A 26242-nucleotide genomic window follows, 5' to 3' on the forward strand; every position below is an offset into this window, starting at 1 on the left:
AGCCCCGACTCGACACAAGCCTTTTTTACGTTTGGAAGCAAAAAAATGGCTGTTCGCTCAACTATTCGTCAGTTCCATCCGTCCTGAGCCGTCAGCGGCCAAAAAATGGCCTGGCAACGCTTATGACACAGTGAGCTGGAATTCGGCCGGGCCGAGCAAGCGGCGACGCCAGTCAGCGACCACACCATGCTCCAGCCAGTCTGCCGCATGCTTGCGCCAGTTGGGCGAGAGGGCCGGATTTTCCAGCAGCAACAGCAGGTCAGCCTCGTTGCGCAGCTGGTTGAACAGGATGTCGGCGGTGCGCTTTACCGTGAGTTCAGGGTAGGGCCTGTCCACCAGCTCCAGCCGCTCCTGCGGCATCACCATCCCCTCCTCCAGCACCCGCAGCAGCCAACCGCAGCGGCCGCTGAGCTGCATCACCTGCGACATCTGGCCATAGCCGAAACGCTGGTTGAGCTTGAAGCAGGGGGATCTGGGCTGGCTTATCTGGATCAGCGCCTCGCCGAGACGATAGACATCGCCGATGCAGGCCTGCGCCTCGGTCAACCCGATTCCGGAGAGGTTCTCGCCGAAGGCGGCCGGTTGCCAGGGTGTACGCGGGGCCGGCAGGCCCAGCGCCGTCTGCCAGTTGTGCCACCAGGGGTAGTGATCGGCGGGATAGTAGTGCAGCGCCCGATCCGGGCCGCCATGGTGGCGCTGGTCGCACTGTTCGTCGCCAGCCAGACCATTGGCACCGCACCAGAGCGGTATGGAGGTGGCTTGTTTGTGGATGGCACTGACAAGGCCGGGAACCAGTTCGGTACCCTGGCCGCTAAAGATGGAGATCCGCATTCTCATCCTCCGGATTGACGAGAGAATGCGGATCTTAACACGAGGTCAGGCGACTGCCTGCATCTGGGTGGTCATGGCGATCTCGGCGCGGCGACGTTTCTCCGCCTTGGCCATCAGATACCAGCTGCCGAAGGTGAACAACGACACCGACAGCAGGATCAGGCTGGCCACCGCGTTGATCTCGGGTTTCACCCCGAGTCGCACCGCCGAGAAGACCTCCATCGGCAGGGTGGTCGAGCCCGGGCCGGAGACGAAGCTCGCCAGCACCAGGTCATCCAGCGACAGGGCAAACGACATCATGCCGCCCGCCGCCAGCGACGGGGCTATCATCGGGATGGTGATCAGGAAGAACACCTTCCAGGGTTTGGCCCCCAGATCCATGGCCGCCTCCTCGATGGAAAGGTCCAGCTCCCGCAGTCTGGCCGATACCACGATCGCCACATAGGCGGTACAGAAGGTGGTGTGCGCTATCCAGATGGTCACCATGCCCCGCTCGGCGGGCCAGCCCACCAGCTGGGCCATGGCCACGAACAGCAGCAGCAGCGACAGACCAGTGATCACCTCGGGCATCACCAACGGCGCCGTCACCATGCCGCCAAACAGGGTCCGGCCACGGAAGTGCGGGATCCGGGTCAGCACGAAGGCCGCCACCGTCCCCAGTGCCACCGCCGCGATGGCGGTATAGAAGGCGATCTCCAGCGAACGCAGCACCGAACCTATCAACTGCTTGTTGTCGAGCAGGCCGAAATACCACTTCAGCGACCAGCCGCCCCATACCGTCACCAGCTTGGAGGCGTTGAAGGAGTAGATCACCATGATGATCATCGGCAGGTAGATGAACAGCAGCCCCAGCCACAGCATCAGCTTGGCAAAACCAAAGCGCCTCATACTTTACCCTCCAGCTCTTTGGCCTGGTTGCGGTTGAACAGGATGATCGGAATGATCAGCACCGCCAGCATCACCACCGCCAGGGCGGACGCCACCGGCCAGTCACGGTTGTTGAAGAACTCCTGCCACAGCACCTTGCCGATCATCAGGGTCTCGGGGCCGCCCAGCAGCTCCGGAATGACGAACTCGCCCACCACCGGGATGAACACCAGCATGCAGCCGGCGATGATGCCGTTCTTGGAGAGCGGTACCGTGATCTGCCAGAACCGGGTCAGGTTGCGGGCGCCGAGGTCGGAGGCCGCCTCCAGCAGACTCTGGTCGTGCTTGACCAGGTTGGCGTAGAGCGGTAGCACCATGAACGGCAGGTAGGAGTAAACGATGCCGATGTAGACCGCCAGGTTGGTGTTGAGGATCTGCAGCGGCTCGTTGATGAGACCGATGCCCATCAACAGGCTGTTGAGCAGGCCGTTGTTGCTGAGAATGCCCATCCAGGCGTAGACCCGGATCAGGATCGCGGTCCAGGTCGGCATCATGATGAGCAGCAGCAGAACGGTCTGGGTCTCCTTGTTGGCCCGGGCGATGGAGTAAGCCATCGGATAGCCGATCAGCAGGCAGAGCACAGTGCTGATGAAGGCCATCTTGAGGGAGCCGAGATAGGCCGCAATGTAGAGCTCATCCTCCTGCAGCAGCAGGTAGTTGCCCATGTGCAGCAAGATGGTGAGCTGATCGTCGGCCCAGCTCACCACGTCGGTGTAGGGCGGGATCGCCACGTCCGCTTCGGCGAAGCTGATCTTCACCACTATGATGAAGGGCAGCAGGAAGAACAGGAACAGCCAGAAGAACGGGATGCCGATCACCAGCTGCCGCCCCCCCAGTGCCTTCAGTCGTCTCAATGCCATCATGATTGCAGCACCACGCCGCTGTCATCTTCCCAGTAGAGGAACACCTGGTCATCCCAGGTCGGCCGCTTGCCGTGGCGTTCGGCATTGGCGATGAAAGCCTGAACGATTTTGCCCGAAGGCAACTGGATGTGATAAACCGAATGACCGCCCAGATAGGCGATGTCATAGACTTCGCCCTTGGTCCAGTTGAAGTCCGGATGCTCGATCTCCACCGGCTTTTGCAGGCTCATCAGCAGTTTTTCCGGCCGCAGGGCGTAGGTGACCTTCTTGTTCTCGGCGCGGGAGCTGATGCCATGGCCCACATAGATGGGCTGCTCCAGATCGGCGCAGGCGATGGTGGCGTGGTCCTGCTCATCCTCCACCAGCAGACCGTCAAACAGGTTGACGTTGCCGATGAACTCGCACACCAGCCGGCTGGCCGGGGTCTCATAGATGTCCATCGGGCTGCCGATCTGTTCGATGCAGCCCAGGTGCATGATGGCGATCCGCTCGGCCATGGTCATCGCCTCTTCCTGATCGTGGGTCACCATGACGCAGGTTACCCCGACCCGCTCGATGATCTCGACCAGCTCGAGCTGCATCTGGGAGCGCAGCTTCTTGTCCAGCGCCCCCATGGGCTCATCCAGCAACAGCAGCTTGGGCCGCTTGGCCAGCGAGCGCGCCAGTGCCACCCGCTGGCGCTGGCCACCGGAGAGCTGATGGGGCTTGCGGCGGGCATACTGGGTCATCTGCACCAGCTTGAGCATCTCCTCCACCCGGGCATCGACCTCCGCTTTGGGCAGGCCATCCTGCTTGAGGCCGAAGGCGATGTTCTGCGCCACCGTCATGTGGGGGAACAGGGCGTAGGACTGGAACATCATGTTGATGGGGCGTTCATAGGGCGGCATGTCGGTGATGTCGACCCCGTCGAGGAACAAGCGTCCCTCGGTGGGACGCTCGAACCCCGCCAGCATCCGCAGCAGGGTCGACTTGCCGGAGCCGGACCCGCCCAGCAGGGCGAAGATCTCGCCCTTGTGGATGTTGAGGGACACGTTGTCGACCGCCAGCGTTTCATCGAACTGCTTGCTTACCCTGTCTATCTTGACCAGCACTTCTTTGCGTTGCTGGCTGCCCTCGAGGGCTTTCTTGTAGGCACTGGAGGCTATCGCCATTACCAAACTCCCAAAGGTAATACCGGCCGGGGCCGATCCATAAAACAGTCTGGCGCCCCGGGATGGGCGCCAAGGTTAGGTTCCGGACTTGATCTTGGTCCAACTCCGGGTGATCAGGCGCTGCACCGCGCGGGGATGTGCCTGCTGCACATACAGCCGCTCCAGCACCGCCTGGGGTGGGTAGACGGACTCGTCATTGCGTACGTGCTCCTCCATGAACTCCCCCGCCTTGGCGTTGGGGTTCGCGTAGCCCACATGATTGCTGATCTGGGCAATCACCTCAGGCTGCAGCACATAATTGATGAGGGCGTGCGCCTCTTTCACGTTGGTGGCATCGGCCGGGATCGCCATCATGTCGAACCAGAGGTTGCCCCCCTCCTTCGGTATGCTGTAGGCGATCTTGATCCCCTTGCCGGCTTCGTCGGCACGGGCCGCCGCCTGCAGGATGTCGCCGGAGAAACCGGCGGCCACGCAGATGTCGCCGTTGGCGAGATCGCCGATGTACTTGGAGGAGTGGAAATAGGCCACGTAGGGGCGCACCTTGAGCAGCTGCTCCTCGGCGCGCTTGAGATCCGCCGGATCCTGGCTGTTGGGGTTGAGCCCCAGATAGTTGAGCGCCGCCGGGATCATCTCGTCTGCCGAGTCGAGGAAGGCGACCCCGCAACGGGCCAGTTTCTGCATGTTTTCCGGTTCGAAGATCACGGCCCAGGAGTCAATCTTGTCGACCCCCAGCACGGCCTTGACCTTGTCGATGTTGTAACCGATGCCGTTGGTGCCCCACAGATAGGGCACGGCGTACTGATGACCCGGATCTACCTTGTCGAGCTGCTTGAGCAGCACGGGATCCAGGTTGGCCAGATTGGGCAGCAGGGCGGGATCCAGCTTCTGGAAGGCCCCCGCCTTGATCTGTTTGGCCAGGAAATTGTTGGAGGGCACCACCAGATCGTAACCGGTGCGTCCGGTCAGCAGCTTGCCTTCGAGGGTTTCGTTGGAATCAAACACGTCATAGACGGTCTGGATCCCGGTCGCCCGCTGAAAGTCGCTGAGGGTGGTCTCGCCGATATAGTCGGACCAGTTGTAAAAGTGGACCACAGGGGCTGCCTGAGCCACATTTGCCAACCCCAGAGCCAGGGCCATCGTCACTATCTTGGTTGTGTGCACTTACTCAGTCCTCTTAATGTGTGATTTGCCAGTCGCGCATCCTTACGCGCCGTCCAACCTGTCGGGTGGGTCACCTCCCTCCCGGCCGAACTGCGGACCGGGAGGGGCACTCGTCACTTACTTGCCTGACTTGATCTTGGTCCAGCTACGCGTCATCAGACGCTGCACCTTGGCCGGCAGATCCGGGAAGGTGTAGATCTTGGCCAGCGTCTCGTCGCTCGGGTAGATGCCCGGATCGTTGCGGATCTTCTCGGACACCAGCGGCACGGAGGCCTTGTTGCCACTCGGGTAGCTGACGGCATCGGAGATCTTGGCGATCACCTCCGGCTTCATCAGGTAGTTCAGGAACACATGGGCTGCTTCCACGTTCTTGGCATCGGCCGGGATGGCCAGCATGTCGAAGAAGCTGCCTGCCCCCTCTTTCGGGATCACGTAGGTCAGGTTGACGCCGTTCTTGGCCTCGATCGCCCGTGACTTGGACTGCTGCAAGTCACCGGAGTAACCGACCGCCACGCACAGGTTGCCGTTGGCCAGATCCGAAATGTATTTGGAGGAGTGGAAGTAGGCGGTATAGGGACGGATGGAGAGGAACAGCTCCTCCGCCTTCTTCAGCTCGTCCGGCTTCTGGCTGTCCGGCTTGAAGCCCAGGTATTGCAGGGCGGCCGGCAGCATTTCGGTCGGCGAGTCGAGGAAGGAGACACCGCACTCCTTCAACTTGGCCATGTTTTCCGGTTTGAACACCAGATCCCAGGAATCCACCGGCGCCTTGTCACCCAGCACGGCTTTCACCTTCTCCGGGTTGTAGGCATAACCGATGGTGCCCCACAGGTAAGGAATGGAGTACTGGTTACCCGGGTCGCTCGGTTCGAGCGCCTTGAGCAACGAGGTATCCAGGTTTTGCCAGTTGGAGAGCTTGGACTTGTCCAGCTTCTGGAACACGCCCGCCTTGATCTGCTTGGCCAGGAAGGGGTTGGACGGCACGACGATGTCATAGCCCGAACTGCCGGCCAGCAACTTGGCTTCCAGCACCTCGTTGCTGTCGAACACGTCGTAGACCACCTTGATGCCAGTCTCTTTCTGGAAGTCTTCCAGCGTGTTTGGCGCGATATAATCGCTCCAGTTGTAGACGTGCAACACCTTGTCCTCGGCCATCGCCCCGGTACTCATCATGACCAGTGCCACAGAGGCTGCAATCATTCCCGTTTTGAAAGACATCGTCCTTGTCTCCTAAGCAAATTGTATGCGCAAGCCAACCTGCCCGGCGCCCGCCTATCCCCGCAGCTTTGCCGCCGTCAGATCGAGACTGAGCCTGGCCAGATTGACCAATTCATCCACCTGTTCCTCGGTGATCACCAAGGGGGGCGATATGATCATGGTATCGCCGACAGCCCTCATCACCAAGCCATTGTTAAAGCAGAACTCCCGACAGGTCATACCGGCCTGCAGCCCAGCCGGGAAGCGGCTGTTGGTCTGCTTGTCCTGCACTATTTCCAGCGCGGCCACCAGGCCTTTGCCACGGGTTTCGCCCACCAGCGGATGGTCCGCCAGCTCCGCCCAGCGGCGCTGCAAATAGGGGCCGATGGTATCATGAACTCGCTTAACTATGCTTTCGTTTTGCATAAGCGTAATGTTGGCAATCGCCACGGCGCAGGCCACCGGATGACCGGAGTAGGTGAAGCCGTGATTGAACTCGCCCCCCTCTTCCACCAGTACCTTTGCGACCCTGTCCCCCACCATCACGGCCCCCATCGGCAGATAGCCGGAGGTGATGCCCTTGGCCAGGCACATGAGATCCGGCTTGATGCCGAAGCCTTCGCTGGCGAACCAGTGGCCGGTACGGCCAAAGCCGCAGATCACCTCGTCGGCGATCAGCAGGATGCCGTACTTGTCGCAGATGCGCTGGATCTCCGGCCAGTAGCTGTCGGGCGGGATGATGACGCCGCCGGCGCCCTGGATCGGCTCGCCGATGAAGGCGGCCACCTGCTCCACCCCCAGCGCCAGAATCTTCTCCTCCAGCTGACGGGCACGGGCCAGCCCGAATTCGTGGGCGCTCATCCCCTGCCCCTCGCCGAAGTGATAGGGCTGGTCGATGTGCACTATGCCGGGGATCGGCAACCCGCCCTGGGCATGCATCCCCTTCATGCCACCCAGGCTGGCGCCCGCCACGGTGGAGCCGTGGTAGGCGTTGTGGCGGCTGATGATCACCTGCTTGTCCGGCTGCCCCTTGCTGGCCCAGTAGTGGCGCACCATGCGCAGCACGGTATCGTTGCACTCGGAGCCCGAACCGGTGAAGAAGACGTGGTTGAGGTGCGGCGGCGTGATCTCGGCCAGCAGGGTCGCCAGCTCGGCAGCGGGCGGGTGGCTGGTCTGGAAGAAGAGGTTGTAGTAGGGCAGTTGCTGCATCTGGCGGGTGGCGGCGTCCACCAGCTCCTGGCGGCCATAGCCCAGGTTGACGCACCACAGGCCGGCCATGCCATCCAGAATGCGCTTGCCTTCGGAGTCTTCCAGATAGACCCCCTCGGCCCGGGTGATGATGCGGCTGCCTTTCTTGTTCAGTGCCTGAAAATCGGTAAACGGATGCAGGTGATGGCTGGCTTCCAGTTGCTGCCACTCACGGGTGGTATGCTGCATTGCTTGCTCCTCGGTTCCTTCGATTTAAGCGATGTTTGTTGGTCAGTTGATGAGGGGCAGACACTCCCCCGGTCACGGTGATTCACCGGGTGTCGTGCAGTGCCTGCACCCCAACTGTCTCGATTCACGCGGGAGGGGCCGGCGGCCCCTCCGGGCAGGGTGATGCGCGACCGGCGCGCATCCGGGTCATACGTTCAGCAGCAGGAACTCCCGTTCCCAGCGGCTGATCACCCCGAAGTAGGTCTCATATTCCTTGCGTTTGACCGCTACGAAGGCGCGGGTAAAACGCTCGCCCAGCATCTCCTTGATGGGGTCGCACTGCTCCAGGTGGCTCAACGCTTCCTCCAGCGAGCGGGGCAGGCTGTAGGGCAACTCATAGGCGCTCGACTTCATCTCCGGCAGCGGCTCCAGCTTCTCCATCATGCCGAGGTAGCCACAGGCCAGGGTGGCGGCCAGCGCCAGATAGGGGTTGGCATCGGCGCCGGCGAAGCGGTTCTCCACCCGACGGGCACTGGCCTCGGAGAAGGGCACCCGCAGCCCGCAGGTGCGGTTTTCCACCCCCCACTGCACGTTGCGCGGCGCGCTCTCGCCAAAGGTGAGGCGGCGGTAGGAGTTGACGTTGGGGGCCAGCAGCGCGGTCACCGCCGGCGTGTATTTCTGCAGGCCGGCGATGAAGTGCATGAACAGCTCGGAGTGGCCGCCGTTCTCGGTGCCGAACAGGTTACGGCCGTTCACATCTTCCAGACTCTGGTGGATGTGCATGGCGGAGCCGGGCTCGTCGCTCATCGGCTTGGCCATGAAGGTGGCGTAAATCCCGTGGCGGTGGGCCGCTTCCCGCATGGTGCGCTTGAACAGGAACACCTGATCCGCCAGATCGACGGCGTCGCCGTGCAGGAAGTTGATCTCCATCTGGGCAGCGCCGGACTCGTGGATCAGGGTGTCCACCTCCAGCTCCTGCGCCTCGCAGTAGTCGTACATGTCTTCAAAGATGGGGTCGAATTCGTTGACCGCGTCGATGCTGAACGATTGGCGGGCCGTCTCGGGGCGGCCGTTGCGCCCTACCGGCGGCACCAACGGATAGTCGGGGTCTTCGTTGCGCTTGACCAGATAGAATTCCAGCTCGGGGGCCACCACCGGCTTCCAGCCCTGCTTCTCGTAAAATGACAGGACCCGACGCAGCACGGAGCGCGGCGCGATGTCGATCAGCTTGCCATTGATGTCAAAACAGTCGTGGATCACCTGGGCGGTCGGCTCCAGCGCCCAGGGTACGAAACGAATGGTGTTGGGATCGGGATAGAGCTGCATGTCCCGCTCCAGCGGGTCGATCATGCTGTCGTCATCCGGATACTCGCCGGTCACCGTCTGGGTGAAGATGACCTCGGGCAGGCGCATGCCCCCCTCGCGCAGAAACTTGTTGGCTGGAATGATCTTGCCTCGGGCATTGCCGGTGAAATCCGGAAACAGGCACTCCACTTCCGTGATGCGATTGCTCTCCATCCAGCCCTTGATACTGTCCATGTTAAACCCCGACTCTACGGTTACCATTGGCAAGGGTGTCTAATATATGGAACACCCTTGTTATCAAATTGTAATCAACACCACCATAAAAGCCCGCCATCAGGGGCAATGTCAAGCGGTGGTGTTTAAAAAACTATAAATAACGGCGCATATAATGACCATGGCGGGGACAAATACTAAACACCCTGGCGTGGTAACGACTCACTGCAAGCCCGGTGCCAACAAGCGTGCAGGATCCCCCATGTTCTCAGTCAGACCCTGTCTGAATCGGGTCATTTTTTTGCAAGGGCGCACAATACTTGTCCTCTTTGCTTTGCATGCCTGCATTTTTTTGGTACAAGGCCCGCCCTGATTTGCACTCTCCTGCTTGGATTTGGTGCAAATTCAGGACACAGGGCTTGGTCTGCAGGCAGACAGCCCCCATAAACAGGGATAATTGGGTTAGTAAACTGACTGGTAGTAAATCGTATGTGTGATTTCATGACTGAAGACCAACTGGCCTTTTACAAGGGACAGATCGAGCGCCAGATCCTCGAACTCGAAGATCGCCTCAACTCCCAGGCCAGCCAGGCCATCGCCACCGATACCAACGAGATGGCTGATGAAATTGACCGTGCCAGCATCGAGGAAGCCCGTCGTCTGGAGCTGAACCGCATCGAGCATGACAAGCTGCATCTGCGCAAGCTGCGTGGTGCCCTCAAGCGCATCAGCGAAGGGGATTTCGGTTACTGCGAATCCTGCGGTGACGAGATCTCCCTCAAGCGGCTGCAGGCTCGTCCCGAGTCCCGCTTCTGCGTTGAATGCCAGAGCACCAAGGAGTTCAACGATACCCACGTGTATCGTCGCGTCGCCTGACGCCTCGCTGCCTGCTCACTGTCGTGCGGCGAGCGTCGCCAGCGGGGTGGGCATGCAGGTGACAATGAGGACACCAGGCTGCTCACCCTGGCGGATCACGGCTACGCAGCAAGAGAGTGACAAGTTCTGTTAGACTCCGGGCAAGCCCGGAATCTACAGGAGAGCAGAGAGTGAAATGGTTCCTCAAACTGTGCTTGTGTCTGCCGTTGCTGGCACAAGCACAGACCCTCACGGTCAAGGTTCCCAGCCGGCCGATCAACGACCTCGACAAAGAGTACCAGCTCAAGCTGCTGGAACTGGCGCTGACCCATGCCGACCAGCCGTTTCGCATCAAGCAGGTCGAACTCAACCTCAACCAGTACAGCCTGCAGCAACAGCTGAGCAAGGGCCAAACCATCAATGTGTTCTGGATGGGCACCTCCAGCGCCCTCGAATCCTCGCTCATCGCCGTGCCGATCCCGCTGTTTCGCGGTCTGGAAGGGCTGCGGCTATCCTTCATCCACGCCGATGCCCAGGAGAAGTTCAACCAGATCAACTCGCTGGCCGACCTAAAGAAACTGAAGGCGGCGCAAGGGGTGGGCTGGGCCGACAACAAGATCCTGGAGAACGCCGGCATCCCCACCTATTCGGGGCGCTACAGCAACCTGTTTCGACTGATCAACGACGGCGACAAACTGGACTTCTTCCCGCGCAACCTGGTGGAGATCTTTGCCGAGCGCAGCGAGCTGGTGGCGCAATATCCCAACCTGGTCATCGATCAGCACCTGCTGATCCGCTACCCCTTTGCCGAGTTCTTCTTCGTCAGCCCGGAATCCCCCAAGCTGGCCAAGGCGATCCAGACCGGGCTTGAGCGGGCCTATGCCGACGGCAGCTTCATGAAGTTCTTTCGGGAGAACCCCAAGATCCGCGAGGCCCTGGCCAGCGCCAATCTCGAGCGGCGGGTCACCATCTCCCTGCCCAATCCCGATATGACACCGTTGCTAAAATCCATTCCGGCCCAATATTGGGAGTATCCCCCGCAGGGATGACGAATCTGCCACCTCAACCGGGGTGGCACCCACAGCGCGCCAGGGAGGTGCCATGAAGGGAATCGAGGAGTGGTTTGAACTGTACGGCCAGAGCCACCGGCACCCGGTCAATGTGGCGATCCACAAGCTGGCGGTACCCGGCATCTATCTCTGTGCCCTGGCCCTGCTCTGGTGCCTGCCGACCGGGCCGCTGCCGCCGTCGCTCAACTGGGCCGCGCTGGTCGCCATCCCGGTGCTGGCCTTCTACTTGCGGCTGTCATTTGCGCTGTTTGTGGGCATGACGGTGCTGACCGCGCTGGGGCTGGTCATTTGCCACAGCTGGCAAGGCCCCTTGCTGTGGCCGGCGCTGACCGGGTTCGTGCTGCTCTGGATAGCCCAATTCGTCGGCCACAAGATCGAGGGCAAGCGCCCCTCCTTCCTCGCCGACCTGCAGTTTTTGCTGATCGGCCCCGCCTGGGTGCTGGCCAGCCTCTATCGTCGTTTGGGCATTCCCTACTGAGGGAAGCCAACAGGAGAGACCATGAGACATCCTCAGATCCTTGCTCGCCCCCTGCCGCTGCTGCTGGGTGCACTGATTGCCGGCCCGGCGCTGGCCGACAAGGCCGACCCCGTCGGCGAGGTGAGCACCGCCTTCAAGCTGTTTGGCCCCAACCACAAGATCCTGGTGGAGGCGTTCGACGATCCCCGCATCGATGGCGTCGCCTGCTACCTGGCGCGCCCCAAGACCGGCGGCGTCAAGGGCGGACTCGGGCTAGCGGAAGATCCCTCCCACGCCTCCCTCTCGTGCCACCAGATCGGCCCCATCACCCTGCCCGCCAAGCTGAAGGCAGGGGAAGAGGTGTTTGACGTCAGCACCTCGCTGGTGTTCAAGGAGCAGAAAGTGGTGCGCTTTTACGATCAAAAGCGCAACGCGCTGGTCTATCTGACTTACAGCACCAAGCTGGTGGATGGTTCTTACAAGAGTGCGGTCAGCGCCGTGCCTATCATGCCGTGGGGCTGAATTCCCACCATTTATCCCGTGATGAAGACCCATATTTGTTGTAATTTAACTACATCATTATCTGCGGAGAGCGCACCATGAGAGTCGCCGTTTTCAGTACCAAGAGCTACGACAAAGAGCACTTCAATCAGGCCAACAGCCAGTACGGTTATGAACTGGAGTTCTTCGACGTGCGGCTGGAGGCCAAGACTGCCCGACTGGCCCACGGCTTCCCCGTGGTGTGCCTGTTCGTCAACGACGATGCCGACCGCGAGGTGCTGACCGAGCTGGCCACCCACGGCACTAAGGTGATCGCCCTGCGCTGTGCCGGCTACAACAACGTGGATCTGGCCGCCGCCAAGGAGCTGGGGCTGAAGGTGGTGCGGGTGCCCGCCTACTCCCCGGAAGCGGTCGCCGAGCACGCGGTGGGCCTGATGATGACCCTCAACCGTCGCATCCACAAAGCCTATCAGCGCACCCGTGACGCCAACTTCTCGCTGGAGGGGCTGGTCGGCTTCAACATGCACGGTCGCACCGCCGGCATCATCGGCACCGGCAAGATCGGCATCGCCACCCTGCGCATCCTCAAGGGCTTCGGCATGCGCCTGCTGGTGAGCGATCCCTATCCGAACCAGGCGGCCATCGATCTCGGTGCCGAGTACGTGGATCTCGATACCCTGTTCCGCCAGTCCGACGTCATCAGCCTGCACTGCCCGCTGTTCAAGGAGAACTACCACCTGCTGAACAAGGAGGCGTTCGCCAAGATGAAGGACGGGGTGATGATCATCAACACCAGCCGGGGCGGCCTGCTCGACTCCAATGCCGCCATCGAGGCGCTCAAGACCGCCCGCATCGGCGCGCTGGGGCTGGACGTCTACGAGGAAGAAGAAGATCTCTTCTTCGCCGACAAGTCCAACGAGGTGATCACCGATGACGTGTTCCGCCGCCTGTCGGCCTGCCACAACGTGCTGTTCACCGGTCACCAGGCCTTCCTGACCCGCGAGGCGCTGCACGCCATCGCCGACACCACCCTCAGCAACATCCGCGCCATCGACAGCCAGGGGCGCTGCGACAACGAGGTGGAGTAAACCACCACGCAATAAGCGAGGCGCCGGGTTGTGAGACCCGGCGCCTTCGGGTAGGCTACCAGCCCTTTTTTGCTCAGGAGTCTGGCTGCCCATGTTTATCGGATTTGATTACGGTACCTCCAACTGTGCCGTCGCCGTGATGGAACAAGGCAGCCCCAGGCTGCTGAACCTGAGCGGTGCCCACTACCTTCCCTCCACCCTGCACGCCCCCCACCGGGATGCCATTGCCGGCCTGCTGGCCGAAGGGCTGGCACCCGCCCAGCAGAGCGAGTACCTCAAGCTGCGCGGCCCCGTGGTGACCCGGGCCCAGGCGGTACGCCGCCAGATGCGCGAAGAGGGACTGATCGACGAGCTCAGCTTTGGCGCCGCGGCGCTGGAGCGCTATCTGGAAGAGCCGGACGACGGCTACTACCTCAAGTCGCCGAAATCCTTCCTCGGCGCCTACGGCCTCAAGGCTCCGCAGATCGCCCTGTTCGAAGACATCGTCTGCGCCATGATGCTGCACGTGCGGCGCGAGGCGGAGCAGCAGCTCGGCGCACCGATCCGCCGGGCCGTGGTCGGCCGCCCGGTCAACTTCCAGGGGTTGGCGGGGGAAGAGAGCAACCGCCAGGCCATCGCCATCCTGAGCGAAGCGGCCCGCCTCGCCGGGTTCGAACAGGTGGAATTTCTCTATGAGCCGGTGGCGGCCGGCTTCGAATTCGAGGCCCGCCTGACCGAGGATGCGGTGGTGCTGGTGGTGGACATCGGCGGCGGCACCACCGACTGCTCGGTGCTGCGGATGGGCCCGAGTCACCGCGACCGGCTCGATCGCGACGGCGATCTGCTCGGCCACAGCGGCCAGCGCATCGGCGGCAACGACTTCGACATCCGGCTGACGGTGGAGGGCATGATGCCGCTGCTCGGCATGCACGAGACCCTCAAGACCGGCAAGCCGCTGCCCCACCCGCTGTTCTGGGACGCTGCCGCCATCAACGACGTCAGCGCCCAGAGCCGCTTCTACAGCCTGGAGACCGCCCGCCAGCTGCAGGATCTGCAACTCGACAGCCAGCCCGGCAGCAAGCTGGGCCGCCTCGCCAGCCTGCGCGCCCACAAACTGAGCCACCAGCTGGTGTGGCGCGCCGAGCAGGGCAAGATCGCCCTCTCGACGCAGGAGTCCAATCACCAATCGCTGAGCGAGCTGGAAAAAGGGCTGGAGGCGGAGCTGACCCGCGAACAGCTGGCCAACGCCTCTGCCCTGCTGCTGGAGAAAATTGGCGAGCTGATGGATGAAGCCATCGCCGCCGCCGGCGTGCAGCCGGATCGGGTCTTCATCACCGGCGGCAGCGCCCGCTCCCCGCTGATCCAGGCCTTCATCCGCCAGAAGCTGCCCCAGGTGCCGCTGGAAGGGGGTGATGACTTCGGCTCGGTCGCCTCCGGCCTGGCCCGTTACGCCGAGCGGCTGTTTGGCAGCGTTCAACCCACCCCGATCTGACCCAACTGCAGCCAGGCATGGGGGCTGTGTTGCCATTTAACGACACAGGCCCCACCCACAGGGCGACAGAAGCAGTCGGGGGCGCTCCCCCTCGCCCTGCCTGAGGGCGCGCACAGAGGGTATGCTTGTCACTCCCACTACCGGAGCCCTTTCATGCCCAGATTCTTGCTACTGCTGCTCGCCCTGCTTCTGCTCAGCGCCTGCAGCAGTACTCCCCGCTTCGCCTCGCAAGACCTGCAGCACCACCACTGGGTGCTCGACAAGCTGGATGGCCAGCCCGTTGCCGCGCCGCGAGACAATCCGCCCGATTTCGAGATAGGTGAGCACTTCACCGTCAACGGCATCGCCGGTTGCAACCGCTACTTCGGGCAGGGCCACCTCGAGGGGAACAAGTTCTGGGTGACCAGTCTGGGCAGCACCGAGATGGCCTGTCTGGCCCCGCTCGATGCGGTGGAGCAGGCGGTGCTGACCACCCTCACCGAAGGGGCCACCCTGGACGGCACCACCCAGACCCTGATCCTGCAGGGCAAACGGCATCGTTTGGAATACACCCTGCGCGACTGGGTGCTCTAGGGCTCACAAACCGGCATCACAAACAGGAACATGTGCCCCGCCTGTGGCACAATATGAGGCAGTGCTCGCAATGGAGGCTGCCTCAGCCATGTCGATGGACCGTCTGTTTGACAAGATCAAACAACTCCCCACTATCCCGCAGCTGCTGCATGAGTTGATGCAGAGCTTCAGCGATGAAAATGCCCGCATCGACGAGATTGCGGCCAAGATCGCCATGGACCAGGTGATCAGCGTCAAGGTGCTGCGAATGGCCAACTCGGCCGCCCTGCGCCGTGGCAACGAAGTCACTTCCATCGAACAGGCGGTGATCCGCCTCGGTTTCAACCGACTGCGATCTGTGGTGGTCGCCTCCGGCATCATCGGCAGCTTCAAGGCGCCTCCCAGCTTCGACAAGAACAAGTTCTGGACCGAGACCTTCCAGGTCGCCACCATCGCCAAGACCCTGGCCCAGGAGGCCAAGGTGCTCGACCCCGAGACCGCCTTCACCTGCGCCCTCATCCACAACATTGGCGAGCTGCTGATCCAGAGCACCTTGCCGGAAGAGGCCGAGCTCATCAGTCTGGCAATCCAGAAGGGAAGCAGCCGGGTCGAGGCCCAGCGCGAGATGCTGGGCTATGACTACGCCCAGCTCGGCGCCGAGCTGGCACGACGCTGGAACCTCTCCGAGGCCTTCGTCGATGCCATCTCCCAGCAGCTGGATCCCCTCTCCCACGACCCGGTCAGCAAGGAGGCGGTACTGATCCGCCTGGCGGTCTTCATCTCCTTCGCCTGGAACGCAGGAGTGCCGGCCCAGGCCATCATCGCCCGCTTCCCCAAGCCGCTGGCCGACCAGCTGGGGCTGGATCCCAAGTCGCTCGCCGGCCAGCTCGAAACCTTGCATGAACAGGGCAATGCCCTCGCCGATCTTCTGACTCAATAAGCATCATGACCCATCCATTTCTGTTTCATCCCCAGGTGGCGCCCTGGTTCAAAGAGAGCGCCGATGTCCTGCAACTGACCCTGTTCAGCGAGCTGGATGCCCCGATCCGCGAGGTGTGGCTGCGCCACGAGCCGGACAACGAGGAGTACCTGATCCCGATGACGGCGGTCTCCACCCGCGACCGGCTGCAGGTATGGCAGGCTACCCTGCCGCTCATCAAGGGGCAGGACATTCACCTCTACTGCTTCAAGTGCCTCACCGATGAGGAGCAGTGGTGGCTGCACGGGGCCGGCGTCAGCGCCGCCATGCCGCCGCGCGAGCAGCATTTTCGCTTCAACAGCCTGCACCAGCCACCGGCCTGGGTGCAGGACCAGGTGTTCTACCAGATCTTCCCCGATCGCTTCTGCAACGGCGACCCGTCGCTCAGCGTCAAGCATCACGAGTACGAGTACCGCGGCAAGGCGGTGATCAGCAAGGCGTGGGGCGAGCCGGTCAGCCGCCACGAAGAGGGCCACGGCGCCTGCGAATTCTACGGTGGCGACCTGGCGGGCATCGATGCCAAGCTGCACTACCTGCAATCTCTCGGGGTAACGGCGCTCTATCTCAACCCCATCTTCGATTCGCCGAGCAACCACAAATACGACACTCAGGACTACTTCAAGGTGGATGCGCATCTGGGCACCAACGCCCAGTTTGCCGAGCTGACCCGCAACCTGCACCAGCGCGGCATGAAGATCATCCTGGATGCAGTGGTCAACCACACCTCGACCGAGCACCCCTGGTTCTGCCCGCCGCTGGGCGCCCAAAGCAACCCGGATTCACCGTGGCGTAGCTTCTACACCTTTGACAACGAAGGGGATTATGTCAGCTGGAAGGGCATCCGCAGCCTGCCCAAGCTCGACTTCTCCAGCGAGCAGGTGCAAGACGCCGTCTATCGTGCCGACGATGCCATCCTGCGCTATTGGATGCGCGCCCCCTACCAGATCGATGGCTGGCGCTTCGACGTCATCCACATGCTGGGGGAGCGTGGCACAGCCGAGGGCAACCGCGGCCACGTACGCGCCATTCGCGGCGCGGTGAAGCAGGAGAACCCGGACGCCTACGTGCTGGGCGAGCACTTCTTCGAGGCGAGCCAGTGGCTGCAGGGGGATCAGGAGGACGGCGCCATGAACTACTACGGCTTCGCCCACCCGATCCGCGCCTTCCTGGCGGGGCAGGACATCGCCTACCACCCCATCAAGATCAGCGCCGAAGAGCTAGATCGCTGGCTCAAGCTGGCGCGGGCTCATATTCCGTTCAAGAACCAGCTGGCCCAGTTCAACCTGCTGGACAGCCACGACACTGCCCGTTTCCTCCACCTGCTGGGGGAGGACAAGCAGCGGATGCGGCTCGCGGCCACCCTGCTGCTCACTTACATCGGCGTGCCGTCCATCTACTACGGTGATGAAGTGGGACTCTCTGGCGGCAATGACCCGGACTGCCGCCGCTGCTTCCCGTGGGAGACCACCGCCTGGGATCACGTGCTGCACGACCACTACCGCCGGTTGATCCAGATCCGCCGGCAGCGTCCGGCCCTGCGTCGCGGCGACATCCAGACCCTCTATGCCGGTCCACACAGCTATGTGTTTGCCCGCACCCTGCAAAGCGATCAGGTGGTGGTGGCCTGCAACCGTCACCCCAGCGAGCCGCGTACCATCAGCCTGCCCCTGTGGCAGACCGCGAGCCCCGCCAGCCGCTTCACCGACGCCTTCAACGGCGACAAATTCGAAGTGGTGCAGGGCGAGGTGCAGCTCACTATCCCCGCCAACTCGGCCAGAGTACTGCTCTCCAGCTAGGCGTCAAAAAAGCGAAACCCCGGGGTTCCGCTTTTTGTTAAAGACCCCGAGATCGCATAAAGTTGTTTGAGCTGAGTTGGATTTCTCTATGAATCATCTAGTTAGTTCACTCAGAGTGGAATAAAACTGGCATCATACAAGGCCGCCTCCGACCCTTTTCGGCTAAACTGGCCCAAGGCACATTAATTGCTTGTCACTTGGCATCACTAGCGAGAATCCGTCATGTTCGACAATAAAACCCTATTGATTACCGGCGGCACTGGCTCGTTTGGCAAGATGCTGGTCAAGACAGTGCTGGAACGCTACAAGCCGAAACGGCTGATCATCTACTCCCGCGATGAGCTGAAACAGTTCGAGATGCAGCAGGTCTTCAACGCCCCCTGCATGCGCTATTTCATCGGTGACGTGCGGGACGCCAACCGGCTCACCATGGCGATGCGCGGGGTTGACTATGTGGTGCATGCGGCGGCGCTCAAACAGGTGCCGGCCGCTGAATACAACCCCATGGAATGCATCAAGACCAATATCCACGGGGCCGAGAACGTCATCCAGGCCGCCCTGCTCAATCAGGTCAAGAAGGTGATTGCCCTCTCCACCGACAAGGCCGCCAACCCCATCAACCTGTATGGCGCCACCAAGCTGGCCTCCGACAAGCTGTTCGTCGCCGCCAACAACATCGCCGGCCAGGATCCAACCCGTTTTGCGGTAGTGCGCTACGGCAACGTGGTGGGGTCGCGCGGTTCTGTGGTGCCCTTCTTCCAGAAACGAATCGATCAGGGTGTCACCACCTTGCCCATCACCCATGCCGAGATGACCCGCTTCTGGATCACCCTGCAGCAGGGGGTGGACTTCGTGATGAACAACTTCCCGCGCATGAAGGGGGGAGAGATTTTCGTGCCCAAGCTGCCCTCGGTGCGGATCACCGACCTGGCTACCGCCATGGCCCCTCAGCTGGACCAGGAGATCATCGGCATCCGCCCGGGTGAAAAACTGCATGAAGTGATGTGCCCGTGTGACGATTCCTACCACACCTTCGAGTTCGACGACTTCTTCATCATCGGACCGACCATCAACTTCAACAATCGCAACAATGACTTCTCCGTCACCGCCTCAGGTGAAAAGGGAACCATGGTAGCCCAGGGATTCGAATACAACTCCCGTGACAACGAGGATTTCCTGACGGTTGAACAGCTGAAAGCATTGAACAGCAAGGTGGTAATGGAATGATCCCGTACGGCAGACAGTCGATCAGCGAAGCGGATATCGAAGCCGTAGTCGAAGTATTGAGGTCAGATTTTCTGACCCAGGGGCCTGTGGTGCCCCGCTTCGAGCAGGCAGTGGCGGATTACTGCGGAGCCCGCTTCGGGGTGGCGGTCAACTCAGGCACGGCCGCCCTGCATATCGCCTGTCTGGCACTGGGTGTCGGCCCGGGTGACTGGGTCTGGACCTCCCCCATCAGCTTTGTCGCCTCGGCCAACTGCGCTCTCTATTGCGGAGCCCAGGTCGACTTCGTCGACATCGAGCCCGATACCGGCAACATGTGCGCCATGGAGCTGGAGCGCAAGTTGGTAGCCGCCAAGGCGCAAGGATGTCTGCCCAAGGTGGTCATCCCGGTACATTTCGCCGGCCTGCCCTGCGACATGCAAGAGATCCATCGCCTGGGACAAGAGTACGGCTTTCGGATCATCGAGGATGCCTGTCATGCTCTCGGCGCTCGCTATCAGGGTGAGCCCACCGGCAATGGACGCTACAGTGATATCACCGTCTTCAGCTTCCACCCGGTGAAGATCATCACCACCGGCGAAGGCGGCATGGCGATGACCAATGACCCTGCGCTCGCCAAAACCATGAGCATGTTGCGCAGCCACGGCATCACCCGGGATCCGGAAGACTTCATCAATGAGCCGGACGGCCCCTGGTACTACGAGCAACAAATGCTGGGCTTCAACTACCGCATGACCGATATCCAGGCTGCATTGGGGTTGAGTCAGATGGCTCGACTCGAGGAATTCTTGGTTAAACGACGGAAAATTGCCGCACGTTATCAGGCTGAATTACCACGTCTTGGCTTAGAAGTTCTATCAGACCGTAATAATCGACTCTCAGCTTGGCATCTGTTTGTTATCAAAGTTCCAGCGAAATATCGTAAAACACAATTCGAAAAGCTCAGAGCACATGGCATAGGCGTAAATGTGCACTACATCCCGATAGGGAATCATCCTTATCATACAGGTGATTATGGGGAGGCTGCATCCTTCTACGAACAACTGATTACTTTACCGCTGTACCCTACCTTATTGGAACAAGAAGAAGCTCTGATAGAGATCATCCATCAGACAAAAAATCTCTGATAATCATGAGTTACCCAATGGTAACTCATGATTGTTCATAACACGCTAAGTCCTCTGGTGAATCAATTTCTCCCCACTCTCCGTCATAAGGCAAAGCTTTTATCTTTATATCATTTTGTTGAATCATTGAATTTAAAGTTCCAGTCATATGCATATTATCTTGCATTACAACTGGTAACCGTTCACGATATTCCTCTACACGCTTCCACCCTACTGGGGAAAACTTCAATAGCCCCATATATTGTCCCTGAATCAAAGCAGCATCTGTAGTTTTATTTCCTATTTCGATGAGATAGCTCTCCTCATCTAGCTTAAAGCTCTCGGCATCAGATAAGGGATCAGAAAAACGTTGGCGCCATAAATTCAACCAGTTTGGATCATAAGTAATAGCAACATCATTGTTAGTATTAAGCAAGGTAGTTACAGCCTCGGGACTATAAAATATATCTGAGTATGAAACAATACACTCTTCATCCATAAGCCACTCTCGCGCACAGCATAGTGAGGCAACCATGTTGGTTTCAGCCCACCTTGAATTATAGAACTCTACTAAATCATAGGATGTGAGAGCCTCTCTCATATAACCTGTTACAACTGCGATATCTGTAATGCCGGCCGCTCTTAAGGCTGAAAGTTGATGTTCTAAAAGAGGTCTGCCATACAGCATGGTAAGGCATTTTGGTTTCTCTGCTGTCATGTCTTTCATTCGGCTACCTCGCCCTGCGGCCAAAATAATCGCTCTTGTCATATTATCCTCTCGTCACCATTTTATAAAATCGATCAAGCCATAATGGACTAAAAGGTAAATCTCTCTCAGGGTGCCACATCCACCCTTCACACGGCCAATCTCTATGTGCAATCGCCTCAATACAGCCTTCAGCAGATTTTGCTATAACTCTTAACTCTTCGGGAACAGATAATGCACCGTAACGATGGAAACTATTAACGCTGGCAGAGATATCACCATGTATATTATGTCTTTTCCCTACATGCCCGGTTACCTCATTCAATGTCCCCCCAGACCAAGTGATCAGCATTTGCATTCCACGACAAATACCCAAGGTAGGTACTTTATGTGAGTGAGCCCAGTTCAGTATCTGGGTCTCCGTATTATCCCTACACTGAAAATCACCAATATCATTCCCGCCAGAGAGAATGACCGCATCAGGATCTATATGATGAAGATATTCAAACAGCAATACATCATCCAATACATTAGACACTGGAAAAGGTAGCCCGCCAGCAGCTATCACCCATCGACAAAGATTCTCATCCAAGGCGTCACGACTCTCATTCCGCTCCTTGAGATGGTCCACACGCTGAGTAATTATCACTTTGAACATATCTAGTTCAACTCAATATATCGACTTTCTTAGCAGCACAATTGATTGTTATTCTGCTGAATGATGACCATTTTTTGAACAGAACCTCACCTGCACCAATCACTGCAGGAATACCCAGCTCACCAGCACGAATAGCCATATGAGAGTTTGCCCCCCCCAGGCGGTCACCAAGCCTGCTATCGGATATGAAAATATCCAGTCATAGCCAGGATCTGCACTCTGAATAAATATAATCGCTCCACTGAAGTTATCTTTATTGGAATCAGTTACCACATGTCCAGTCGTAATCCCTTGGGTGATAAAATTAGGATTTGCTTCGGACAATTCGAATCCCCAAACATCATTCGGTGATGTAATCACGGGAGGCAGAATTATTTTCAAACTGTCTTTATATCTGCTCATTCCTACATCAATAGAGCGTCGAATGGAATCTACTGGGTTCATAGCTCCGACTTGCAACTCCTTGAAGACAGCAATATCACAATATGACATATCATCTTGACTAAAGCCTAAAGACTCACCATAGGAACCTACTAACGCAATAATATCAGATAAATTCCTCGTAAACTCAAATTTAGACCATTCTCTTAGCTCAATTCCTGACTCCAAAAAATCAAACAAACCCACTACATCCGATTTTAACCCATGCTCTTTAAGCAACGCAGAGATCGCCTTCATCTGATTAATCGTCAGCGAAAAAGGAGGATTTATTGCTGTCGAACTTGGTGATGAAGAGCTCCAATCAAAATACAAATCTGGGGCCTCATCATAACGGGGGGATTCTATATCATATGTTCCAGGGCGTAAGTGCCCATATTTATTTAAAAAAAGCTCCTTGCTTAAAATGGCTCTATCATGGGATAACTGACCACTAACTGTAGTCAAGCTATTCATGAAAGCATCATAATCATGTTGAGTAAACACACCGACTCTAACCAGAGACTTTAGAAATTGCACTGCAATAAAACCGGCACGAGCCAATCCCGCAAAAGGTAGAGTTCCATAACGCTTGGTATCTTCAATTAACCAGTAAATTGTATCTAATGTACCAATGCTTGATTGAAGAAGTATTTCTCTTCTCTCTTTAAGAATATCAAGCTTGCTTGCATCCTCTTTCCAAAGCCCCAACTCCGGATCAATAATCTTGTTCGTCAATTCTTTGAGATGCTCAGTAATACTCGCTATCTCACGCTCAGAGAAACCTTCACTTTTCAATGACTGCAGTCGCTCATGAAGGTCAAGTGTATAGCATGAGTAAACTATCTCGAATTCTACCTTATCATGTAAATAAGGTTTCTCAAGTAACCTGTCTATATAAGCATCGACCAATTTTCCGGCAACATTATCTGGCAAGTGGGCAGGAATGAATGAGTTGAATGATATGCGAACATCAATATACGGCATGCCATAAAAATGTAGCATCAAAGGAAAGCTTCTAAGATTACGATAGCCGTAGTTATTTCGTTGATAGGCCCATGTGCTGTCTGTTATAAGTTCACGATATAGTGATAAAGCCAGTGGTTTTGGTCTTAACCCAATTATTTCGGCAGGATTCCAATCAGGCATCACACCGTAAACCGTCCTCTTGCCCATCAGAAATGGGTGTTCACACATGCCCAATTCCACTTTATCTGCAATTTGCCTTAATTTATTATGATGCTCTTTATCCGAGTCAGGTTGAGCTTTCAATATGAGAGGCCTGGCTTGTAATAACCACAGAGTCGAACGGTTACCTGATTTTGTAAAAGCAAACTCACAATCGACAGGCGTCCCTCCAAAATATATCAAAAGCTCATCAATCAATTTTATAACTTGTGATATATGAGGATTTTCAATTTTATTTGAAGAAACATGGCTGGATGAGACCCATATTCTCCCTCCACATCCTGATGTAATAAAAGCAGTGTCATTACCTTCATGCCAATTAATAACTCTATAAGGAGAGCAAGTACTTGGATCGTGACTGAACGCGACGCCGGACAAGACAACATGCTCCAGCATTGGCTGTATTAACACCTGTTCATTGTCGTCAGGGTGATCGCCATACGATGAAAAGACTTGAGAGACAGCTGATGCCAAACAGTCAATTTCGACATTCGCAACAGAGAGAAATGCCCCCGCATTAGAATGAAAATGGTTATCTTCTGCCAAACAACTAGATCTTACAATTAATCTACCAGGAATGTTATCGTGTACTGACCTTATGATAGTATGGTGATTCTCAATCCATTCTCCATAAGAAAAATATATAGAAAATGGAATGCTCGCACTTAGTCTGACCCCATTTAAAGTAGCCAGTGTTTCCGCTTTAGTACCAAATTTAAGCATCATTAGTCACCACATTTAATATAAGGCCACGGTTGCTAAACAGTAGCCACTTATTTTATTTTAAACTCTTATTAATGATAACAATTTAGACGGCTTTTCTGGCAGACCAAGCTCTTGTTAAATAATCAGCTGCAATAAAGTCAAGTCCTTTGACCTTAGATTCAACAAATTTAATAAAGTCATCAAATAGCTTGCTACCAAGTTGAGCTTGAAGATCATTAACTGAATGCCATGCGCCCAAGTAACGCTCTGGTGTCATGTATACAGAGTGACGCCCTTCTATATATATCACATCATCAAAGTATGGACTATCGTTTAATTTTTGAGTTAAAATATCAGTAATACCTGATCGTCCAGATGATACTCTATTTATATCACTTTTTAAGAAAGTTAAATAATTCTCTATTTCCACTAAAAGTGGGTTTGTTTCTATCAGACGAGGATTCCACAATGCAACGAATCGACCGTTGTCTTTTAAAACCCGATGAAACTCTTGTGTCGCCTTATCAAAATCAGCCCAATGAAATGATGAGGCCATAGAAATCAAGTCACAGCTTCCGGATAATAGCCCCGTATTTTCACCAGAGCCAGACTTCCATATTACGTCGGGTAATTTAATATTATTAGATGTGTCAGAAATACCAAATCGTCTCATGTCATCATTAGGTTCAACAGCAATAACACTCTTAACGCCAGCTTCCCTGACCATTCTAGTCCAAATTCCTGTACCAGCACCAACATCAACAAAATCAATCTCATACACAGGTTTGTCAACAAGAGACAGCAGAGCCTTTAATACAGAAACACTATAATCTGGGCGATTTTTTGAATATCTTTCAGCCAGACCGGTAAAGTCACCTTTATTTACATTCATTTATAACTCCCTTTAATTTCTCGTATATATTTTCAGCATTTTCTTCTGCATTAATTTCTTCTGAGTATTCTATCTTTAAGTCTGGGTGCTGTGGGAATTCACTTTGTATATCAAGTCCACAGATATTATCTATATAGCCAGCGGCATAGTCTTTGTAAAGTCCTTTTTGATTCCTGGATGACAGAACACTCAAAGGAACATCTAAATATACTTCATAATATCCTAGTATATTATCCCTATTCCATTTATGTATTTCGTGAAATAGTGATATTGTAGATATTACAACTGTTACACCTTGCTTAGATAACATGTCACAAAGAGCAGAGTATTTATAAGCGATTCTTAGTCGATTACCAGATGAATGTGGATCCCCTGAAATATCAGAAAAAAATATATCTCTAAGAATATCACCATCCAAATGAACGACATGTATTCCTTCATGTTTTAGTATAGATACTAAATGCTTTGCAACCGTCGTTTTCCCTGCACCAGAAAGACCGGTAATCCATATGACCATATTTTCACCATTCATCCGAAATGTTCGGATGGGATTTATCAAGTTGTGATACGTAGGGTTTATAATAATTTGTTATTTTATTTTCAATGCTTTTAGGTAGACGTTCAATATATCCTGACCGGGCAGAATGAAGCATTGAAAGTGGTATTTCAATCCATTCTTTAAATTCTGTTCGAATTTTATAACCAAGCTCGTAGAGCACACTATCAAGCTCATGAGGTGCTATACTCGCAAAGAAATCACTATCTACAAATCCATATAACTTATTATACTCACAAAAATCAACTTCAACTACTTTGATATATCTTCTGAATATGTGCTTTACGAAACCACTCGTTGCAGGTCCACCTTCATGTTCACAGAAAAAAATTTGAACTGGCTTAGAATAAGCAATCAAAGTCATAGGAATAAAAGATAAAACAAGTGATAGGGAAGATTCGACCTGCTTAGATAAATCATCAATATTGTAACTTTCAATACCCAGCCAATGTGAGATATCATTTATTGTATTTTGAGCTTTATCCAACCTCAATGAGGAAAAACCAATACATTTTGAATCATGAAATTCAGATTCCAAACTGAGACCAATTGCAATAGAGTTTTGGCGAACCAGAAAATCTCTACTTAATAAAATAGAATCTAATGATGGGCGCTGCACTCTATAGCCATAGTAATATTGTAATAAACTAAAGTTATAAAATGATACAGCCAAGTCAAGAGGGTTCCTTACTGTATATAAGAAGTGCTTTTTTGTAAGGATTTTACTAAATAGATCCCAATGAGATAGATGATTTACCACATGAAGATGATAGTATGAAAGTCTGTGGTTATTAAAAACATCGACCCTATGATGCCTTGTTACTATTTCATTCCTAGTATAATCAAGAGGGTTTATATAGGGGTGTCCATTTAGACATCTTGAAATGAAATTTGTACCACATCGAGCAAGAGACATGACGAAAAGATCATATTTGTCTACATGTTCATTAGGATCCATAC

Annotated in this window: 26 protein-coding genes; 11 read left to right on the forward strand and 15 right to left on the reverse strand. The window is 56.0% G+C overall.

Going from position 1 to position 26242, the window contains the following annotated elements; genetic code table 11:
* Positions 1-120 precede the first annotated feature (120 nt).
* From E5E96_RS06425 to E5E96_RS06460, 8 genes are all read right to left on the reverse strand, one after another.
* A complete protein-coding gene (locus E5E96_RS06425) occupies positions 121-831 on the reverse strand; it encodes an MOSC domain-containing protein (protein ID WP_171281767.1) in 711 nt (236 codons plus the stop codon).
* A gap of 45 nt (positions 832-876) precedes the next feature.
* A complete protein-coding gene (locus E5E96_RS06430; RefSeq protein WP_011707793.1) occupies positions 877-1719 on the reverse strand; it encodes an ABC transporter permease subunit in 843 nt (280 codons plus the stop codon).
* The gene (locus E5E96_RS06435; protein ID WP_017409743.1) at positions 1716-2621 is read right to left on the reverse strand and encodes an ABC transporter permease subunit; all 906 of its coding nucleotides are present in this window, start codon (positions 2619-2621) and stop codon (positions 1716-1718) included. Before E5E96_RS06435 ends, E5E96_RS06430 begins: the two co-directional genes overlap by 4 nt.
* A complete protein-coding gene (potA, locus tag E5E96_RS06440; protein ID WP_011707795.1) occupies positions 2618-3772 on the reverse strand; it encodes a polyamine ABC transporter ATP-binding protein in 1155 nt (384 codons plus the stop codon). Before potA ends, E5E96_RS06435 begins: the two co-directional genes overlap by 4 nt.
* Positions 3773-3847: 75 nt before the next feature.
* Positions 3848-4933: a polyamine ABC transporter substrate-binding protein gene (locus tag E5E96_RS06445; protein ID WP_011707796.1), complete on the reverse strand. Its 1086-nt coding sequence runs from the start codon at positions 4931-4933 to the stop codon at positions 3848-3850.
* Between the two features lie 117 nt (positions 4934-5050).
* Positions 5051-6148 carry a polyamine ABC transporter substrate-binding protein gene (locus E5E96_RS06450; RefSeq protein ID WP_016352333.1) on the reverse strand — a complete coding sequence of 366 codons (1098 nt, stop codon included), beginning with the start codon at positions 6146-6148 and terminating at the stop codon, positions 5051-5053.
* 54 nt (positions 6149-6202) lie between these two features.
* On the reverse strand, positions 6203-7564 hold the full coding sequence (locus tag E5E96_RS06455) for an aspartate aminotransferase family protein (RefSeq protein ID WP_168755256.1): 1362 nt from the start codon (positions 7562-7564) through the stop codon (positions 6203-6205).
* A gap of 186 nt (positions 7565-7750) precedes the next feature.
* Complete coding sequence (locus E5E96_RS06460) at positions 7751-9082, reverse strand: glutamine synthetase family protein (protein ID WP_011707799.1); 1332 nt, start codon at positions 9080-9082, stop codon at positions 7751-7753.
* 468 nt (positions 9083-9550) lie between these two features.
* Between E5E96_RS06460 and E5E96_RS06465 the strand changes: the two genes are divergently transcribed.
* From E5E96_RS06465 to pseC, 11 genes are all read left to right on the forward strand, one after another.
* Complete coding sequence (locus E5E96_RS06465) at positions 9551-9937, forward strand: TraR/DksA C4-type zinc finger protein (protein ID WP_010635769.1); 387 nt, start codon at positions 9551-9553, stop codon at positions 9935-9937.
* A gap of 170 nt (positions 9938-10107) precedes the next feature.
* A complete protein-coding gene (locus tag E5E96_RS06470) occupies positions 10108-10965 on the forward strand; it encodes a hypothetical protein (RefSeq protein ID WP_045788800.1) in 858 nt (285 codons plus the stop codon).
* Between the two features lie 52 nt (positions 10966-11017).
* Positions 11018-11464, forward strand: coding sequence for a DUF962 domain-containing protein (locus E5E96_RS06475; protein ID WP_171281768.1), 447 nt, complete (start codon positions 11018-11020; stop codon positions 11462-11464).
* 21 nt (positions 11465-11485) lie between these two features.
* A complete protein-coding gene (locus E5E96_RS06480; protein ID WP_171281769.1) occupies positions 11486-11965 on the forward strand; it encodes a CreA family protein in 480 nt (159 codons plus the stop codon).
* Between the two features lie 77 nt (positions 11966-12042).
* Entirely contained in the window at positions 12043-13032 is a 990-nt protein-coding gene (locus tag E5E96_RS06485; protein ID WP_017409740.1) for a 2-hydroxyacid dehydrogenase, read from the forward strand.
* A 91-nt stretch (positions 13033-13123) separates the two neighbouring features.
* The gene (gene yegD / locus E5E96_RS06490) at positions 13124-14503 is read left to right on the forward strand and encodes a molecular chaperone (RefSeq protein ID WP_171281770.1); all 1380 of its coding nucleotides are present in this window, start codon (positions 13124-13126) and stop codon (positions 14501-14503) included.
* A 153-nt stretch (positions 14504-14656) separates the two neighbouring features.
* Positions 14657-15076, forward strand: a complete 420-nt coding sequence (locus E5E96_RS06495; protein WP_016352339.1) for an META domain-containing protein — start codon at positions 14657-14659, stop codon at positions 15074-15076.
* Between the two features lie 70 nt (positions 15077-15146).
* Positions 15147-15995: an HDOD domain-containing protein gene (locus tag E5E96_RS06500; protein ID WP_017409738.1), complete on the forward strand. Its 849-nt coding sequence runs from the start codon at positions 15147-15149 to the stop codon at positions 15993-15995.
* Between the two features lie 5 nt (positions 15996-16000).
* Entirely contained in the window at positions 16001-17830 is a 1830-nt protein-coding gene (malZ, locus tag E5E96_RS06505; protein ID WP_171281771.1) for a maltodextrin glucosidase, read from the forward strand.
* Between the two features lie 222 nt (positions 17831-18052).
* Positions 18053-19057, forward strand: coding sequence for a UDP-N-acetylglucosamine 4,6-dehydratase (inverting) (gene pseB, locus E5E96_RS06510; protein ID WP_171281772.1), 1005 nt, complete (start codon positions 18053-18055; stop codon positions 19055-19057).
* Positions 19054-20181, forward strand: a complete 1128-nt coding sequence (pseC, locus tag E5E96_RS06515; RefSeq protein WP_171281773.1) for a UDP-4-amino-4,6-dideoxy-N-acetyl-beta-L-altrosamine transaminase — start codon at positions 19054-19056, stop codon at positions 20179-20181. The genes pseB and pseC overlap by 4 nt, the downstream gene beginning before the upstream one ends.
* Positions 20182-20206: 25 nt before the next feature.
* Here the strand turns inward: pseC and E5E96_RS06520 are convergent, their stop codons facing one another.
* The 7 genes from E5E96_RS06520 to E5E96_RS06545 all read right to left on the reverse strand — a co-directional run bounded on the left by E5E96_RS06520 (position 20207) and on the right by E5E96_RS06545 (position 26240).
* Positions 20207-20929 carry an NTP transferase domain-containing protein gene (locus E5E96_RS06520; RefSeq protein ID WP_171281774.1) on the reverse strand — a complete coding sequence of 241 codons (723 nt, stop codon included), beginning with the start codon at positions 20927-20929 and terminating at the stop codon, positions 20207-20209.
* A 1-nt stretch (position 20930) separates the two neighbouring features.
* Positions 20931-21524 carry a gamma-glutamyl-gamma-aminobutyrate hydrolase family protein gene (locus E5E96_RS06525; protein ID WP_171281775.1) on the reverse strand — a complete coding sequence of 198 codons (594 nt, stop codon included), beginning with the start codon at positions 21522-21524 and terminating at the stop codon, positions 20931-20933.
* Positions 21525-21531: 7 nt separating this feature from the next.
* On the reverse strand, positions 21532-21663 hold the full coding sequence (locus E5E96_RS22815) for a PEP-utilizing enzyme (protein ID WP_216368106.1): 132 nt from the start codon (positions 21661-21663) through the stop codon (positions 21532-21534).
* Positions 21624-23855, reverse strand: coding sequence for a PEP/pyruvate-binding domain-containing protein (locus E5E96_RS06530; RefSeq protein WP_216368107.1), 2232 nt, complete (start codon positions 23853-23855; stop codon positions 21624-21626). The genes E5E96_RS22815 and E5E96_RS06530 overlap by 40 nt, the downstream gene beginning before the upstream one ends.
* An 82-nt stretch (positions 23856-23937) precedes the next feature.
* The gene (locus E5E96_RS06535; RefSeq protein ID WP_171281776.1) at positions 23938-24726 is read right to left on the reverse strand and encodes a class I SAM-dependent methyltransferase; all 789 of its coding nucleotides are present in this window, start codon (positions 24724-24726) and stop codon (positions 23938-23940) included.
* On the reverse strand, positions 24713-25243 hold the full coding sequence (locus E5E96_RS06540; RefSeq protein ID WP_171281777.1) for an adenylyl-sulfate kinase: 531 nt from the start codon (positions 25241-25243) through the stop codon (positions 24713-24715). Before E5E96_RS06540 ends, E5E96_RS06535 begins: the two co-directional genes overlap by 14 nt.
* Before the next feature lie 4 nt (positions 25244-25247).
* Positions 25248-26240 (reverse strand): sulfotransferase domain-containing protein, encoded by a 993-nt coding sequence (locus E5E96_RS06545; protein ID WP_171281778.1) that lies wholly within the window; start codon positions 26238-26240, stop codon positions 25248-25250.
* Positions 26241-26242 lie beyond the last annotated feature (2 nt).

The organism is Aeromonas sp. 1805, from assembly GCF_013085525.1.
GTDB lineage: Bacteria > Pseudomonadota > Gammaproteobacteria > Enterobacterales > Aeromonadaceae > Aeromonas > Aeromonas hydrophila.